The organism is Paenibacillus sp. RC21 (assembly GCF_044907935.1).
Lineage (GTDB): Bacteria > Bacillota > Bacilli > Paenibacillales > Paenibacillaceae > Paenibacillus > Paenibacillus terrae_A.
Map to the genome: position 1 here is coordinate 333,086 of NZ_JBIYCS010000004.1, position 15,718 is coordinate 348,803.

Consider the following 15,718-nt stretch of genomic DNA (forward strand, 5'->3'; position numbering starts at 1 on the left):
CTATTATATAGAATATTTACATGATATTACTGGTTCTATCCTCCTATTTAATTACACTTTTTTCATATGATGAGATTGCAAACGAATGTATAAAAAACCAAAAAAATCATTTAATAATTTCATAAATATGTATTCGTATACCCTATACCTCTCAAAAAACCTCCTCACTAGACCTACGAAATGAAGGTTTGCGCAAGCGAATAGGTAAATGGAAGTAGAAAGCCCGGTCTACAATGAAATAATCATGTATAGGGGCAGTACCAGCGAACGTGACACCACCCGCAAAGTAGTTACCATCAATTTCCACATGTTTGCACTTCATGACAGCTACGTGGTTCAAATTGCGCCTTGGAAACCACGTTGAACCAGAATAACGAGTGCAAAGCAGAACTATGGTTCCGATACCAACAAAAACCGGAACTTTTCACTGGTTTACTTTACGGGCTGTGACAGCTTCGCTGGTACTACCCCATAAATGCTAATTTTTTGTATCGTTTGATAAAGATTCGTTCAAGCTGCGACGTGACCTTGAGATACAAAAAAGAAAGCCTTGAACAGGAAAATATTGGATCATTTGTTTATTGATGCATGAAAAATTTGGATTGGTGTAGTATAGTTGAACAAATGGAAAAAGAAGGTGATACCAATGAGTTTTGCTCTTGTATTATTTATTGCAGCTGTGATTCAATTTGTTCTGGATAAAATTATCAGCAAAACAGATGAGAAGATATCAGACACGGATGGTTTTATCCCATACAGGTGGTTCATTGTGATTGGGGGTATTGTGGTAATTTTGTCAGTTCTTTTTGTTAAAGAACCTTATAAATATGTTTGGATTGGCGTATTACTTATTCTAGTGTTCGGTGTTCGATCTATCTTCCAATGGAAATATATTCGAAGTTCACAAAAACATATTATTTCACTATTGATGATGGCCATATCTGTAGTTGGTACAATTGTTTACGTTTTAATTTAACAAAAAAACCGCACAATTAGTGGTAATATCCCCTTTAAGTAGACACTCATAAAAAAACCTTGTGTTAACATGAGGAAACGAGTGAACTTGGAGGGGATTTTTTTGGCAAAAAGGGACAGGTATTTCAAGCATATACGGAAGAGTTCAAAATGAAAGCAATTCAAACATATCTGGCTGGAGCGGAGAGTTATAAAGTAGCCGCAGAGAGGTTGGGGATTAAGCACTAAAGTATGGGTAAGAAAGTATCGAAATGGAGAGCCACTCGATACACGCAAGGGCTCCTCAAGCCCTATGAAAGGACGTCCCCCCCGTAAGGCGTTTGCCAGTATCAAAGAAGAACGGGATTACTTGAAAGCTCAGGTGGACTACTTAAAAAAGCGATATCCAAATCTGGTAACGGAGCGAAGCTTAGACTACAAGATCACTACGAAGTGATTGAAGAACTGCGTGACCTCCATGGCATTACGCGCCTACTAGCCATTGCAGGGCTATCCAGGGCCAATTACTACAAGTGGCGAAATACACACGCGCAACGAGCTGAAGCCCATACGCGGGACCATGAAATCAAGGAGCATATGGTAGCCATCCACTTGCACACCGATATTACTTATATCTCGGATGGCACCCATTTTTATTACCTGTCCGCGATCCAGGATCTCTTTAACAATGAGATTGTCGCTTGGCAAATCTCCGACCGTAACGATGTGAAACTGGTCCTGGATACGGTGGAGCAGTGGACACGAAAAAGAGACGTCTCGGAAGCCGTACTCCATTCGGACCAAGGCTTCCAATATACGTCTCAGGCGTACAACACACGATTAGAGGCATTCAGCGTCAAAGGCAGCCACTCTCGCAAAGCAACCTGCCTGGATAACGCATGCATCGAATCCTTTTTTTCGCATCTCAAGACAGAGAAGTTGTACCTTCACCAGTGTAAATCAGAAGCAGAGATCCATCAAGCCGTAGAGGAATATATCTACTTTTATAACTACCAACGGTTTCAAGCTAAACTCAAACAGCGCGCACCGATTGAATATCGGCACGCGCTGGCTGCATAGCTTTTTTCATCTGTCTACTTGACAGGGGTATGACCAGGCGAATGCTGATCAATTTGGTAGACAACGCGGTGAAGTTTACAAACGCGGGGGAAGTCACTCTGTCTGCTGCTACCCAATTGCATGATCATTCCGGCATTTGCTTAAAGCAGAGGCTGAATTCTACTCATACATGGCCTAAAAGGGCACAAAAACCCGTGACGGATATCGTCACGGGTTTTCATGTCATGGATGTTTGCTAATAGGTAGTAATTGTCTCTCTAAACTTACGTATATGTGCAGGGCTGGGCCTAATAACGCTTGGGAGCAGCCAGCTTGGCCAAATCCGCCATGTACGTAAAAAAGGCTTCCGGATCCGTGTCATATACCAGATTAACAGGGCGGCCTTCCGCCTGTTCCACGGTTCTGCCCTGACTTGGACCATCTGCGATGACGCTGCAATGTACCGTCTTTTTCTTTACAATATCCGGACGTCCCACCGATGCGGTGGTCAGCACATCCCATAGGTAGTAGGTCGAGTTCGTCTCGCTATAGACGAGCGGCGGACACCCTGCGTAGCAGTTGCCCAGGAAATCCACGCCTTCATAGCGGCGCTCGGAAGCCCAACGATTGCGTACGGCTGGCGTTAATGGCACTTTGCTTGTGCTTTCCAGTGCCACCAGATCAATGGTAATGCCACTTTGCCATACCCGATATGCTGCTTCCGGATCCCAGAACACATTCCATTCTGCTGTGCCGTCATGCTCAGGCTCCTCTACATTACCTTTTTCAAAGGTACCGCCCATCCATACCAGCTTGTCAATTTTCGCTTCAATATCCGGTGCCTCATCCAGCGCGCGTGCCAGATCGGTCAGCGGTCCAGTGAACAGGAGCAGTGTTTTGCCTTCGGCTCCACGTACCTTCTCGATCAGATGCTGATGAGCCGGCAGAGCTGAAAGCGGCGCTTCCATTTGTCCCGATTCATTCAGCACTGGCAATGCATCTACATAAAAGGAATGTAAACGCCAAGCGGCAGGAAATGGATTTTTACCGCGTGAATTAGATTTAGCGACTTCCACAGGCCCTTTATTTCGGCCAAAACGATCAATAATTTTACGGCTGGCATCCGTCGCAGGCTCCAGGTAACCATCTGCTGGAATAACCGATACTCCGGTCAAATGAACTTGCTCCATCTGAAGCAGCATAAACAGGGATACCAGATCATCCACTCCACCATCATGATTAAAATAAACGTTTGTCTGACTCATCTGTCTCTTCCTTCCTTATATCCCCGCGTAACAGGCATGTTCTCATCGGCAATCATCTTTAATTATGCCTGATCACTTCGCTAGAGTAAATGTGCTATACTACTTTACATCAATAAAAAAATGACCTATATTTACCATTAATGTATAATTCAAATTTTATGCAATTACTTTTATAATCTAATGAGCAGCAGGGAAGAAGGTGCAGCCTATGGTATCCAATCTGAATGCAGCCGGGGATGGTTTGCTTGCCATCATTGAAGAATTGCGCAGCGAGCTTATTACAAAGGCACAGCATGAAGCCTTTACCGACCCTTCCATTGTAGAGCTAAGTCAACGTCTGGATCATTATGTAGTCCTTGCCCAACAAAGAAAAAAGAAAAGCTAATGCCTCTTTGGTCCCCACCATACAATCCTCCCCCTCTCGGGTCAGTTCAACATATAAAGCACCCATTTCCCTGTCCAGTCCCGGCCCTGATCCTCAGGTTCTGCCGCTGGAGCAGGAATTTTTTTGTTTACTCCGTGCTTTTACCCTTCCACCTTCGCTCCATAGGATCGGGCCACGGCTACCGCCTGCTGGATATCGAGCTTCGCTCCGGTGATATCCAAATCTTTAAAATTCACGCCATCCATCTTCGCACCCCGCAGATCCGTTCCTTGAAGCTGCGCCCGGTGCAGCCTTACTCGGGTAAGATCCGCTTCCCGCAAATCTGCCTTTTCCAGATTACATTCGGTTAAGTCAGCTTCCTTGAATCGTATTTTTCGCAAATCCTGTTTTCTTAAATCTGCATGACGCAAGTTCGTGTATGACCAATCTCCGCCTGTAATCGTGATACCATCCATATTCGCCCCCGCGAAATCTGAGCCTACCAGCTTGCAGTTATCAAACCGGGCCACAAACAGATTGGCACTGGTAAATAGACAATTCGTAAAGGCAGACTCCTTGTAATGAGAGGCATTCAGGATGGCTCCGGTAAAATCACAGTCCACAAAAGTACAGTCTTCAACAAGAGATTCATTCATCTCCACCCCCCGAAAGCGACAGCGGATAAACTCACAATTTCTCCACTCGCCTTCCCGGGCATCCATCGAACCAAAATCACGCGCTTCATAGACCTCATCTGTATAAAAAAACATGTTCTCCCCCTATTCCTTATCCCTCATATCAGGAACTCAGCATTTCGGCAAAGACCGTTCAAAACCCCTTTTCATTTTACCGAGCAAGCCCTTCATCATCTCATGATCCTCTGTCGTAAACTCGGACATACATGCACGGATCAGCTTCATATAGTAAGGCACGACCGTTACCAGTAGCTCCCGTCCTGCCTCCTTTAGTCCGACCGTGACCATTCGTCCATCGCTCTCGTGAGCCACCCGTTCAATCATTCCATCCCGCTCCAGACCGTCGATTAGCCCCGTCATGGTTCCCCGCGTCACATCTGCCTTTTCTGACAGCTCTGATGGTGTCATCCGGTGCAGCGTATGGCAATGCAACAGGCTAAGGACGATGATTCGGCCCTGAGAGACTCCCAGCTTGGTAAGATCGGTATCTATTTCTCTGAAAATACCGTTAGCCAAGCGCGCAAAAGTCACAAAAGTCTCCATATTGTCCACTTCTGCTTCCTCTTGTCCAAAACTACGTAGTACCCCGCGTATAGAGTCATTATGAAAATTAAAATTCATGGCCTGTCCATTCCTTCCCTGATCCCGCTTGTTCCGTCAAACGATAGCTTCTCCATTCCTCCGGCAGCAAAGAAGCATACGGCTCCTTGGCAAACCGGTCATCTATCAGCACCAGCAAGCCTTCGTCATGCTCTGTGCGGATAAGCCTGCCCCCTGCCTGAAGAACCTTGTTCATCCCCGGATACACATACGCATAGTTGAATCCATTCCGTCCCTGTTCCGAAAAATAATCTCGCAGCACATCCCGCTCTGCGCCAATTTGCGGCAACCCGACACCAACAACTACGACTCCGTTCAAACGATCACCCGGCAAATCAACGCCTTCCGCAAACACGCCTCCCAGTACGGCAAAGCCAAGCAGGGTACGCTCTTGCCCCGGCTGAAAAGCCTCCAGAAAGTGATCCCGCTCCGGTTCGGTCATCCCTGGACTTTGTACCAGCGTTTCCACGGACACGCCCCGGGTCATAAATTCCTCATATACCTCTCGCAGATACGGATAGGAAGGGAAAAACACGAGCATATTCCCTTTACGTTCCTCAGCCAATCCCGCCAGCATATCTGCAATCGCCCCTTTCGAGCGCTCACGATCCCGATAACGGATAGAGAGTGGTAACAGGCGTACATCCCATTGCTCCTGATGAAAAGGAGAAGGAACCTGCAACGTGTAATCTTCTTCCCTTGCTCCCAGCATGTCCCGGTAATACGCAAGCGGCGTCAACGTCGCAGAAAAATAAATCGCAGAGCGATAGCCCTTCACAGCCTGTCCCAGCAAATGCGAAGGATCCAGGCAGAACAGCTTGACCCGCACTTCACTGCGTCCCGCCTCAATATAAGTGACGTAGCGTTCATCGTACAAAGCTGCAATCCGCAGCATGCTTTGAGCGGCAAAATACGTATCCAACAGCAATGTTTAGGCCGCTCCCGAGCTGCTCGTACTACCGACGCCCGTTAACAGTTCATGTTCGGCTGCCTCTACAAAAGGTGCCAATAGATCCAGCACCTCATGCGGTGCTACCGTATTTACTGCTTTTCCTGTATCCGCGTATAGCTTGCGCAATGCAATCATGTGCGCGTTAACTGCACTAGCCGACCCCGCAATCTCCGGGCTTAGCAGCTTGAATTCTTTTTTCAATTCCAAAAAAGACGTTTTCAAAATTTCCGCCGAAAACATATCCCGGCCGCGTTCCACCAGATTATGCGCCTCATCCACCAGCACAACACCTTTTCGCTTGTGCTCCTCCAGCAGTCTTTTCAAGGAAATACGCGGATCAAAAACATAATTATAGTCACTGATTATACCCTCCGAGGCATATGCCACGTCCAGCGAAAATTCAAACGGACATACCCTATGCTTGCGCGCATAATACTCAATCACCGCCCGGGTCATCAACGTCTCGTTCGCCAAAATATCGGACACCGCACCGTTGATCCGGTCGTAATATCCCTCGCACATGCTGCATGCTCCGGCATCGCAATCATTTTCATCCTTGAAGTAGATTTTATCCTTCGCCGTCAAGGTTACTACATGCATATGCAGCCCTTGGGCCTGCATTTTGGCATACGCTTCTTCCGCTGCTGCGCGGGTTGTGGTACGGGCCGTCACATAATATACCCGGCTCACCAGCCCTTCACCGATGGCCTTGATTGCAGGAAACAGGGTAGATACCGTTTTACCGATACCCGTAGGCGCTTTAGCAAACAGATTGACCCCTTCTGCAATCGTCTTGTACACCGAACCCGCCAGAGGCCGCTGGCCTGAACGATACGTGTCAAAGGGAAAGGCCAGTGTTGCAATACTGGCATCCCGCTTCTCTGCATGTGCTCTCAGCAGGAATGCATACGGCGCATAACCCTCGACCATCCTCAGCGCAAAGGTCTCCAGCTCTGCAAAGGATAACTCCCGTCTGAAGCGCCGAATTTCTCCGCTGTATGCCTGTACATAAGTAAGCTGGGCCTGCATGGAATTGCGCTGCTCTTCGCGGGCAATCATATAGGCGTACAGAAACGCTTGCGCCCAATGCACAGGTTGACCGTCCCCCGGAATATCTTCGAGAGGAATGGAAACCGACTTGATTTCATCAACTGTCCATATGCCGTCCAGCTCAATCAGTCCATCACAGCGGCCCTCAACGATAAATAGAGCACCCTCATATAGAATTTCTGTACGCAAATGTACCTCTTTGCGGTCATGCTCCTTATAACTTTTTTGGATAAGCTGGTGTACGCGTGTTCCCTCCAGCATGCTGCTGTTCGAGCGGAAACCACCGTGAATGCTGCCGCTCCGATGCACATATTCCACAAGGGGTCGCACCGATATGTTAATTGGTTCCTTCATACGATCACCCGTTCCGATCATAGTCCTTTCACTTTATCACGAAGATAAAGGAAACGTAAGGGTCATAAGCATCGTTTATGGTCGATTGGTATTCACTCACACTTATTTTTTACCGAAATATAGAAGTGAGGCTTATTACTTTATTCTCAGCATTGTCAAACTCACATTACAGCATAAAGGATAGGGTTATGTTAAAAGAATTAATTAACAACTTCGGATTATTAACGAGCTTCTTATTCTTTGGAAATTTGCTTTCACGAAAATACGAACGTTACCTGGAAAAACATGTATTCCTTTATCGGGTAATGAACGGTTTAATGCTGGGACTGTTTGGTATTCTTTTAATGATGACTGGTTTATGGATCCGCGGGCATTTTGTGGTCGATCTGCGCCAATTGGCTATTATCATATCTGTTTATATGGGAGGACCAATATCCGGTCTGTTGACCACCCTGATCATAAGCCTGTACCGTATTTATATCACCGGTGGTTGGACAGATGTTTCTCTGACTGCTACTGTCAATTGCTTCATGACACTGGGCATTTCACTTACCTTCATTCGAGAAAAAAGCCTAACGCTCCGCAAATGGATGTCAGCCGTGCTTGGAGCTGCTGTTGTGTCGCTGTTATCTACTTTCTATGTGGTTAATCCTCCTGATAATGAAACTATTATAATAGTCACAACCGTTAAGTTGCTTGGCGGCCTGTTCACTTATTTTATGGTGTCCCATATCAAAAAAACAGAACGGGCCATTCATCTACTCGAAGACGCTGCGAATCGGGACCATTTAACCGGATTATACAGTCCGCGTGCTTTCGATGCGCTATTTGAAGAGGTCTTTCATACTTCCAAGGCTACTAAACAACCCTTTGGACTCCTGATGCTGGATATTGACCACTTTAAAAATATTAATGATACGTATGGCCATTTGAACGGTGACACCGTCTTAAACCAATTGGGAATTTTGTTAAACCGGGAGTCTACAAGGAAGACATACCCCTCCCGTAAAGGCGGAGAAGAATTTGCCATTCTGATTGGAGATTGCGACAGCCGGAAAGCAGCAAGCTTTGCCGAAAAGATTCGAAAGGCTGTGGAAAACGGTCCCTTTCAACTAAATGACGGAACCATCGTTTCTCTGACGGTATCTATCGGAGCAGGCAGCTTCCCTACCATTGCAGCGGATAAATTATTGGAGAAGGTGGACGACGCTCTATATGAAGCCAAACGCTCAGGACGCAATCGGGTAGAAATAGCAAAACGATAATTATAAGTCGCTAAATGTCTGGAAAGCTGGATTATTGTTAATAAAAAGTGGTAAAATGGAAATAAGATTTGTATTAGAAAATCTTCTGCCGTTAGAGGAGACATGCCTTACAATCGACATGGGGGGTGGGCTTTTTGGACCTCGAACAATTGGAAAAACTTATGGAAAAAGAACGCTGCGAACTAAATCGTATGGCAACCTTACATGGATTAAGGGATGAACGTGTATTGGTCAAATCCTCTCGACTTGACCGAATTATGGACAAGTATCTCCACACCAAGCGAGCGATAAATGGCGACAATCAGGCACATCCATAGAAGAAAGCTACACCGCTGCCCTTACGGGCAGCTTTTTTTGTACATAGCCTCGTGTTCCGCTGCCGTACCTGTACGTGTTAACTTTCCGGTAGGATACCCTCATCTTACTTATTTCTTCCCTTACTTCCTCGCTTACTACTTTCTTCGGTACTCCGTCCGCAGTAGTTCCTGCGTAAACGTAATCCATTCTCTCGCGGCAAAGGACAGATACCGATCCTTTCGCCAGATCATCCCTAGATGCCAGGGAATGACGGGATCAACGAGTGGAATAACACGCAATCGTTCAGAATCAAGTTCACGGCAAATCGCTTCCGGCAGTAGCGCTATCCCCAAGTTCGCAGCAACCATTTCGCTGATCAGGTCCCACTGTGAGCTTTCATAGACGACGCGCGGCTGGAAGCCAGCCCGGACACACTCTGCAATAATACGGTCATGCAGTGTAAAATCCTCGCGGAACAGTACAAACGATTCCTCCGCCAGCGCTGCCAGCGGTACCTCTGTACGCTCTGCCAGTACATGCGTAGGGTGAACCAGCAAGTTCAGCTTTTCCTCCACGAACAGAAACGTCTCGAATATATCCCCACTTGCTGGCAGCACAATTACACCAATATCCAGTGCGCCCGCGCCTACGTCCTGTTCTACTTTTTTTGCCCCATCCTCAAATAGCTGAATGGTCACATCGGGATATGCCTTGTGAAATTCCCCAATGACGCGTGGAAAAAAGCTCGATCCGACCATGGGAGGCAGACCGATACGGATGTGCCCTTTTTTCAGGTTCATCAAATCACTCAGCTCGGACGACAAGCTCTGGAAGGACTTCACAATCGCTTGCGCCTGAAGCTCAATCACCTTGCCCGCGTCCGTCAGCTCGATTCTTTTGCCGATCCGGTCAAACAAAGCGACACCCAATTCATCCTCCAGGCTTTTAATCGTCTTGCTGATCGTCGGCTGTGTAATAAACATGCTCTGGGCCGCCTTCGTAAAGCTGCGCAAGCGCGCGACCTCCAAAAAATACTGCAAATGTCGGATATCCATCCCATCACCTTCTTCCATAGACAAACGGAATACATCGTATTCTTTATATGCATTTTACTCATGAAAGCTTGTGATGTAAAATTTCATTACAGTTTGAAAAATAACGGAACTCATAGATAGGAGCCATTATATATGAAAAGCTTCATACGCGGTGTCCTCCAGATCGCCGTCCTGATGGCCTTTTCGCTCATCCTGAACGCGGTGGTCTCCTGGCTTCACCTGCCTGTACCCGGTAGCATTATCGGCATGCTGATTCTCTTTATTCTGCTGCAAACAGGCGTGATCCGCCTAAGCTGGATTGAGATCGGCGCAAACTGGCTGCTGGCCGAACTGCTATTATTCTTTATTCCCTCCGCTGTCGGCGTTATGAATTATTGGCCGATGCTGGAGCACGATGGTATGAGCATTATGCTGGTCGTACTGCTTGGTACCTTTCTCGTGATGGCCTGCACGGGCATGATCGCCAGTCTGCTCGGCAAACGAAAGGAGCACAAATCATCATGATCGGTCTTCTATGTATTGTATTGACGCTCGCTATTTACTGGATGGCCAAACGCATGTACCGCACGCTCCCCAAGGTGTATATGTCTCCACTACTCATTACACCGATCATTATTATTTTAATTTTGACGCTTTCGGGTATAAATTACCGTTCCTATAACTCGGGTGCCCATTTGCTCTCCATGCTGCTCCAACCAGCCACGATTGCATTTGCCGTCCCTTTGTACCGATATTTCCCTGTGCTGAAAAAACATGCGACCCAAATCGTGCTTAGCGTGCTGTCCGGTTCAGTCGTAGCCGTAGTATCCTCCATGGTACTCGCCAAATGGATGCATCTGGATTCCTCGCTGATGAGCAGCCTGATTCCTCGCTCCATTACGACACCGATTGCCATGAATGTTTCACAAACGATTGGCGGTAATCCGACAGTCACGGCTGTGTTCGTTATTTTAACCGGATTGAGCGGTCTCATTATCGGTCCGATGATCGTGAAGCTGTTCCATATCGAAAATGAAGTTTCGCGCGGTGTACTGCTCGGTACCGGGGCTCATGGTACAGGTACCTCCAAAGCGTTCGAGTTCAGTTCGCTGACGGGCACTATTTCCAGCATCTCTATGGTGCTCGCCGCCCTCTTTACCTTGGCGGCTGCTCCGTTCCTGTTCCACTTGATGCTGTAAGCTCAGTAACACACGAGATATTGAATGGATACTGCCCCTGATATACAAAACGAAGAAGCTCCGTTCCACTAGCTGTAGTGGGACGGAGCTTCTTCGTCTATTCGGAAGTAAGAGTCACTTATCTCCCGTACCATCAGATCGCTTTAACAGCGCCGGGTTTCTTCTCAGCCTCAACAGGCGTCACGGCTTCGTGCAAATAAGTATCCAGCTCTGCCGCATGTTGTCGCTCTTGCGCGGCGCTCCAGCCTGCATGCTCAGACATCAGCGCAATGACGGGCTGCTTCCAGCGCTTCACCCCGTCAATCTCAAAAAACAACGCTCCGGTGCGGCGTATGAAAAAATCAGACGGTGTCACCGTCATTTCCTGCTCCATGGCATACAGGAGCGGGACACGCACTTCCACAGGCAGCGCCGCTTCCGTCTCGCTGGCCTCCTTCATGCTGCGTGCCGCTATGGCAAACAACCGCTCCGCATTGGAGCCATATCGAGTGGCCCATGCTCTGGCGGTTTCTGGCGGCAATCCGAGCGCAGCACCTGCTGCCGCTTGCCCGCTCACGAAGGCATCCCAACCGGCGGAGCCGCCTACGTTACCGCCCGAGATCGGGATGTGCCTGGTACGACATGCCCGGAAGGTCTGCCCGTGTAAGCGCCCCAGCTCCCGTACCACACGGTCTACAACCAGTTCGGACATTTTCCGGTAGCCTGTCAGCTTGCCACCCGCAATCGTGATCAGGCCCGAGCGGGATTCCCAAATTTCATCCTTGCGCGAAATTTCCGAAGGGCTTTTGCCATCCTCGTAAATGAGCGGCCGTACACCTGCCCAGCTCGATTCCACATCCTTGACGGTCAGCTTCACCTCAGGAAACATGCCGTTGATCGCTTGAAGCACATATGTCCGGTCTTTGGCGGTCATTCGGGGATGAGCTGTATCCCCTTCATATACCGTGTCGGTCGTACCTGCGTACGTTTTCCCGTCACGGGGAATAGCGAATACCATCCGTCCATCCGGTGTATCAAAATAAACGGCCTGTCTGAGCGGGAATCGCTTGGCATCGAACACCAGATGGACACCTTTGGTCAAGCGAAGTACCTTGCCTTCTTTGGACCGATCCATCTCCCGCAGCGTATCCACCCACGGTCCGGCGGCGTTAACAACCAGCGAAGCCCGGATTTCATGAGACTGCCCCGTTACCCGATCCGTTACGCTCGCGCCGCTGATTTGTCCGTCATCATACAGCAGCTTGTCGGCCTTGGCGTAGTTTACAGCCAAAGCTCCTCGTGCCACAGCCTCCTTCATGACCTCAATCGTCAGACGAGCATCGTCCGTACGGTACTCCACATAGCTGCCGCTCCCCTTGAGTCCTTCCCGCTTCAACAAAGGCTCCCGCTCCAGCGTAGCCCGAATATCCAGCATTCGGCGGCGTTCACTATGCTTAACCCCGGCGAGAAAATCATATACCAGCAGTCCGACAGAAGTGGTAAATGCGTTAAACGTGCCTCCCTTGTGAAACGGAAGCAGCATACGCTCCGGCGTGGTCACATGCGGGCCATTTTCGAATACAATTGCCCGCTCCTTCCCGACCTCGGCTACCATTTTAACCTCAAACTGCTTCAAATATCGAAGGCCGCCATGCACCAGCTTTGTGGATCGACTGGACGTACCTGCCGCAAAATCCTGCATCTCGACCAGCGCTGTCTTCAAGCCGCGGTCAGCGGCATCCAGCGCAATCCCTGCCCCTGTAATCCCGCCGCCAATAATTAAAATATCAAAATGCTCACGCCCCATACGCTCCAAAACAGCCGTTCTCTCCTGCGCAGCAAATGCAAGCTCTCCCATTTTCTATCCCTCCATCTCTATAATCATCCACCGACCCAGTCATCAAAAGATACAAAAAAAGACCACGAACATCGCTGCGGCGTATGCCGAGCGGTTCATGGTCTCTCCAAATCTCCTGACGAGTATTAACTTATCTATATCCTAGCACACACCGTACTCTGTGAAAAGGGGTTATTAGCTATTGCCTATAATGCTCAAAAAGCTGTTTATTGGATGTTGTAACTGCTGTAGCTCCAGCAGCGAGCGCTGCTTCCACATCCTCAGGGGTACGAATCAGTCCTCCCGCCAAGATGGGAATACCCGTGCGTTCACTAACCTCTGTAATCATGGGCGGAACTACGCCGGGCAGTACCTCGATGTAATCGGGTCGCGTTTTTTCCACCAGTGCGTAGCTTTTTTCCAGCGCAATCGTATCTAGCATGAATACCCGTTGTACAGCGAGAATACCTTTCTTTTTGGCGGTCGCAATCACACCGGATCGGGTCGAAATAATACCGAACGGCTTAATCTCCTGACACAAATATTCAGTGGCATATTCATCATTCTTTAAGCCCTGCACCAGATCGGCATGAAGAAGCATCCGCTTGTTGTGGCTCCGCGCCAACTGGTACAGGCTGCGTAGCTGTGCTACGTGCGTATCCAGAAAAACCGTATACTCATAGGAGCTGTCCAAAATATCCTCCAGCTGTTTCATATGCTTAGCCGCAGGCAAAATGCGTTGTCCCTGAAATGGCATGGATATCCTCCTTATGCTGATTGTCGGTCAACTCTTTCAAATTTTATATTATCACTCTGTTTAACTAACGTGAAGCGGTTTCATTTTAGGCATATATAAAAAGCTGTCCTCCCGAAAGTAAATCCTTCGGGAAAACAGCCTCAGTCCTTAACAGAAATAGACCACATCATATGTCAGTGCCTTTGAAAAGCTTTATATTGCACTAGCCCTCAAACCCTTGGCGCAGCCATGAGGTAGCCAGCGCAATCGCCCCGCGCTTGGCTGCGGTTTCCGATAACGGGTTCAGCATTACGAAGTCGTGAATGATGCCCTGAAAGCGGGCAGCGATCACATCCACCCCGGCCTCACGCAGCTTGTTCGCATAAGCTTCCCCTTCATCCCGCAGCACGTCAGCCTCGCCTGTGATGACCAATGCTGGCGGCAGCCCCTTGAGCTGTTCGGTCGTTGCCCGCAGCGGAGACGCCGTAATCTGTGCCCGTTCATTGGGGTCTGTCGTGTATTGATCCCAGAACCATTGCATCCCTTCACGGCTCAGGAAATACCCTGTGGCGAATTCATGATACGATTCCGTGTCAAAAGAAGCGTCTGTCACCGGGTAGAACAACAACTGCTGTCGGATAGCAGGAGCGCTTCGTTCCTTGGCAAGCAATGTTACGGCTGCGGTCATGTTACCGCCGACACTGTCTCCAGCTACCGTCAGCGTATCAGGCTTCAGCCCATGCTCGCGTCCATGCTGAGCCACCCACTGAACGACCGCGTAGATTTCCTCAATTGCCGTTGGATATTTTGCTTCAGGTGACAAGCTGTATTCCGGGAATACAACCGCTGCCTGCGCACCCACAGCCAGCTCACGGATCAGACGATCATGCGTGTGGGCATTACCGAATACCCATCCTGCCCCGTGGATGTATACAATAACCGGGAGGTCGCCTGTCACCTGTTGTGGACGAACAATCCGGACCTTGACCTCCCCGCTTGGCCCACCGGGAATGGACAGGTCTTCCAGGTCTGCGGCAGGCTTGTTTGCCGGACCCGCTTGGACCTCATTGACCGCTTCACGTCCCTTTGCAGGGCCCAAATCGTACAGAAACGGAGGCTTGGCGTTATCGTCTGCGAACTTCTGCGCTGCGGGTTCAAGCTGTATCTTTTTACTCATATCGGTTCACTCTTCCTTTCCTGTCTGTTGTTTTTATCTATCCAAAGTTGCTTATCCAGGCTCATTCAGCTTCACCTTATATACTTAAACGGTATCATTTCTTTTTAATCGGATGGCTTTAGGATGCCCAACAGAAGGACTTGACTTTCATTCCGAAATGTAACTATAATAGTTACATATCCAAGTTCGTGAATGAACAGGATGAACTTACGATCAAACTAATGAATCATACAGATCATATTTATAGGAGGCTATTTATTATGAAAATTGCAGTTATTGGTGCAGGCGGTAAAGCAGGAGGCAACATTGTTAAAGAGGCATTGGACAGAGGGCATGAAGTAACAGCGATCGTTCGCGACTCTGCCAAAGTCACAGACAGCCGTGCGACTGTGGTACAAAAAGACGTTTTCGATCTGAAAACAGACGACCTGAAAGACTTTGACGTTGTCGTTAACGCTTTTGCTGCTCCACGTGGTCAGGAGCATCTGCATGTAGATGCAGGTAACATTCTAATTGAAGCACTGCGTAATGTGTCCGGTACTCGCCTGATTGTTGTGGGCGGCGCAGGCAGCCTGTTCACAGATGAGTCCCAAACCTTGTTGGTAAAAGACACTCCTGATTTCCCGGATTTCGTATACCCAACGGCTAATAATCAAGGAAAGAATCTGGAAATTTTGCGTGGAACCAACGATCTGAACTGGACTTTCATTAGTCCTTCCGCTGAATTTGCTCTCGGCAAACGCACAGGTTCTTATCAAGTTGGCAAAGATGTGCTGCAAGTCAATTCCAAAGGCGCAAGCTATGTCAGCTATGAAGATTATGCGGTGGCTGTAATTGACGAAATCGAGAAACCACAGCATCTGAACCAACGTTTCACCGTGGTATCCGAGTCCTAATTCCT

General features: G+C 48.5%; 16 protein-coding genes and 1 pseudogene. 9 read left to right on the top strand and 8 right to left on the bottom strand.

Translation table 11 applies throughout. The annotated features are described in order from the left end of the window. Nucleotides 1–616: 616 nt before the first annotated feature. The 3 genes from ABIA61_RS15080 (at nt 617) to ABIA61_RS15090 (ending at nt 2,273) form a co-directional block, all read left to right on the top strand. Nucleotides 617–976 carry a DUF4181 domain-containing protein gene (locus ABIA61_RS15080; RefSeq protein WP_235332153.1) on the top strand — a complete coding sequence of 120 codons (360 nt, stop codon included), beginning with the start codon at nt 617–619 and terminating at the stop codon, nt 974–976. Nucleotides 977–1,407: 431 nt separating this feature from the next. Further along, the gene (locus tag ABIA61_RS15085; protein ID WP_404580950.1) at nt 1,408–2,034 is read left to right on the top strand and encodes an IS3 family transposase; all 627 of its coding nucleotides are present in this window, start codon (nt 1,408–1,410) and stop codon (nt 2,032–2,034) included. 41 nt (nt 2,035–2,075) lie between these two features. Next, entirely contained in the window at nt 2,076–2,273 is a 198-nt protein-coding gene (locus tag ABIA61_RS15090) for an ATP-binding protein (RefSeq protein ID WP_404580951.1), read from the top strand. A 48-nt stretch (nt 2,274–2,321) separates the two neighbouring features. Here the strand turns inward: ABIA61_RS15090 and ABIA61_RS15095 are convergent, their stop codons facing one another. Then, a complete protein-coding gene (locus tag ABIA61_RS15095; RefSeq protein ID WP_404580952.1) occupies nt 2,322–3,278 on the bottom strand; it encodes a nucleoside hydrolase in 957 nt (318 codons plus the stop codon). Between the two features lie 208 nt (nt 3,279–3,486). On the opposite strand from ABIA61_RS15095, the gene ABIA61_RS15100 reads away from it, so the two are divergent. After that, entirely contained in the window at nt 3,487–3,663 is a 177-nt protein-coding gene (locus ABIA61_RS15100; protein WP_082067086.1) for an aspartyl-phosphate phosphatase Spo0E family protein, read from the top strand. Nucleotides 3,664–3,803: 140 nt separating this feature from the next. Here ABIA61_RS15100 and ABIA61_RS15105 read toward each other — a convergent pair whose 3' ends face one another. From ABIA61_RS15105 to ABIA61_RS15115, 3 genes and pseudogenes are all read right to left on the bottom strand, one after another. Further along, nucleotides 3,804–4,412 (bottom strand): pentapeptide repeat-containing protein, encoded by a 609-nt coding sequence (locus ABIA61_RS15105; protein ID WP_283653721.1) that lies wholly within the window; start codon nt 4,410–4,412, stop codon nt 3,804–3,806. Between the two features lie 36 nt (nt 4,413–4,448). Further along, nucleotides 4,449–4,958 (bottom strand): MarR family winged helix-turn-helix transcriptional regulator, encoded by a 510-nt coding sequence (locus ABIA61_RS15110; RefSeq protein ID WP_283653722.1) that lies wholly within the window; start codon nt 4,956–4,958, stop codon nt 4,449–4,451. Continuing rightward, nucleotides 4,948–7,314, bottom strand: a pseudogene (locus tag ABIA61_RS15115) (helicase C-terminal domain-containing protein). Before ABIA61_RS15115 ends, ABIA61_RS15110 begins: the two are co-directional and overlap by 11 nt. Before the next feature lie 167 nt (nt 7,315–7,481). On the opposite strand from ABIA61_RS15115, the gene ABIA61_RS15120 reads away from it, so the two are divergent. Together ABIA61_RS15120 and ABIA61_RS15125 are read left to right on the top strand one after the other, a co-directional pair. Then, entirely contained in the window at nt 7,482–8,558 is a 1,077-nt protein-coding gene (locus tag ABIA61_RS15120; protein ID WP_283653724.1) for a diguanylate cyclase, read from the top strand. A gap of 161 nt (nt 8,559–8,719) precedes the next feature. Beyond that, nucleotides 8,720–8,875 (top strand): aspartyl-phosphate phosphatase Spo0E family protein, encoded by a 156-nt coding sequence (locus ABIA61_RS15125; RefSeq protein ID WP_283656341.1) that lies wholly within the window; start codon nt 8,720–8,722, stop codon nt 8,873–8,875. Between the two features lie 135 nt (nt 8,876–9,010). Here ABIA61_RS15125 and cidR read toward each other — a convergent pair whose 3' ends face one another. Continuing rightward, on the bottom strand, nt 9,011–9,910 hold the full coding sequence (gene cidR / locus ABIA61_RS15130) for a cidABC operon transcriptional activator CidR (protein WP_044644329.1): 900 nt from the start codon (nt 9,908–9,910) through the stop codon (nt 9,011–9,013). A gap of 132 nt (nt 9,911–10,042) precedes the next feature. Between cidR and ABIA61_RS15135 the strand changes: the two genes are divergently transcribed. Beyond that, a complete protein-coding gene (locus tag ABIA61_RS15135; protein WP_014278636.1) occupies nt 10,043–10,414 on the top strand; it encodes a CidA/LrgA family protein in 372 nt (123 codons plus the stop codon). Then, nucleotides 10,411–11,088, top strand: a complete 678-nt coding sequence (locus tag ABIA61_RS15140) for a CidB/LrgB family autolysis modulator (protein WP_283653726.1) — start codon at nt 10,411–10,413, stop codon at nt 11,086–11,088. Before ABIA61_RS15135 ends, ABIA61_RS15140 begins: the two co-directional genes overlap by 4 nt. A gap of 133 nt (nt 11,089–11,221) precedes the next feature. On the opposite strand, the gene ABIA61_RS15145 is transcribed toward ABIA61_RS15140, so the two are convergent. The 3 genes from ABIA61_RS15145 to ABIA61_RS15155 all read right to left on the bottom strand — a co-directional run bounded on the left by ABIA61_RS15145 (nt 11,222) and on the right by ABIA61_RS15155 (nt 14,817). Next, a complete protein-coding gene (locus ABIA61_RS15145; RefSeq protein WP_283653727.1) occupies nt 11,222–12,925 on the bottom strand; it encodes a glycerol-3-phosphate dehydrogenase/oxidase in 1,704 nt (567 codons plus the stop codon). Between the two features lie 178 nt (nt 12,926–13,103). Further along, the gene (locus ABIA61_RS15150) at nt 13,104–13,661 is read right to left on the bottom strand and encodes a glycerol-3-phosphate responsive antiterminator (protein ID WP_404580954.1); all 558 of its coding nucleotides are present in this window, start codon (nt 13,659–13,661) and stop codon (nt 13,104–13,106) included. A gap of 202 nt (nt 13,662–13,863) precedes the next feature. Further along, nucleotides 13,864–14,817, bottom strand: a complete 954-nt coding sequence (locus ABIA61_RS15155) for an alpha/beta hydrolase (protein WP_404580955.1) — start codon at nt 14,815–14,817, stop codon at nt 13,864–13,866. Between the two features lie 260 nt (nt 14,818–15,077). Here ABIA61_RS15155 and ABIA61_RS15160 point away from each other — a divergent pair, with 260 nt between their 5' ends. Then, nucleotides 15,078–15,713 carry an NAD(P)-dependent oxidoreductase gene (locus ABIA61_RS15160; RefSeq protein ID WP_283653730.1) on the top strand — a complete coding sequence of 212 codons (636 nt, stop codon included), beginning with the start codon at nt 15,078–15,080 and terminating at the stop codon, nt 15,711–15,713. The last annotated feature ends 5 nt before the right edge of the window (nt 15,714–15,718 follow it).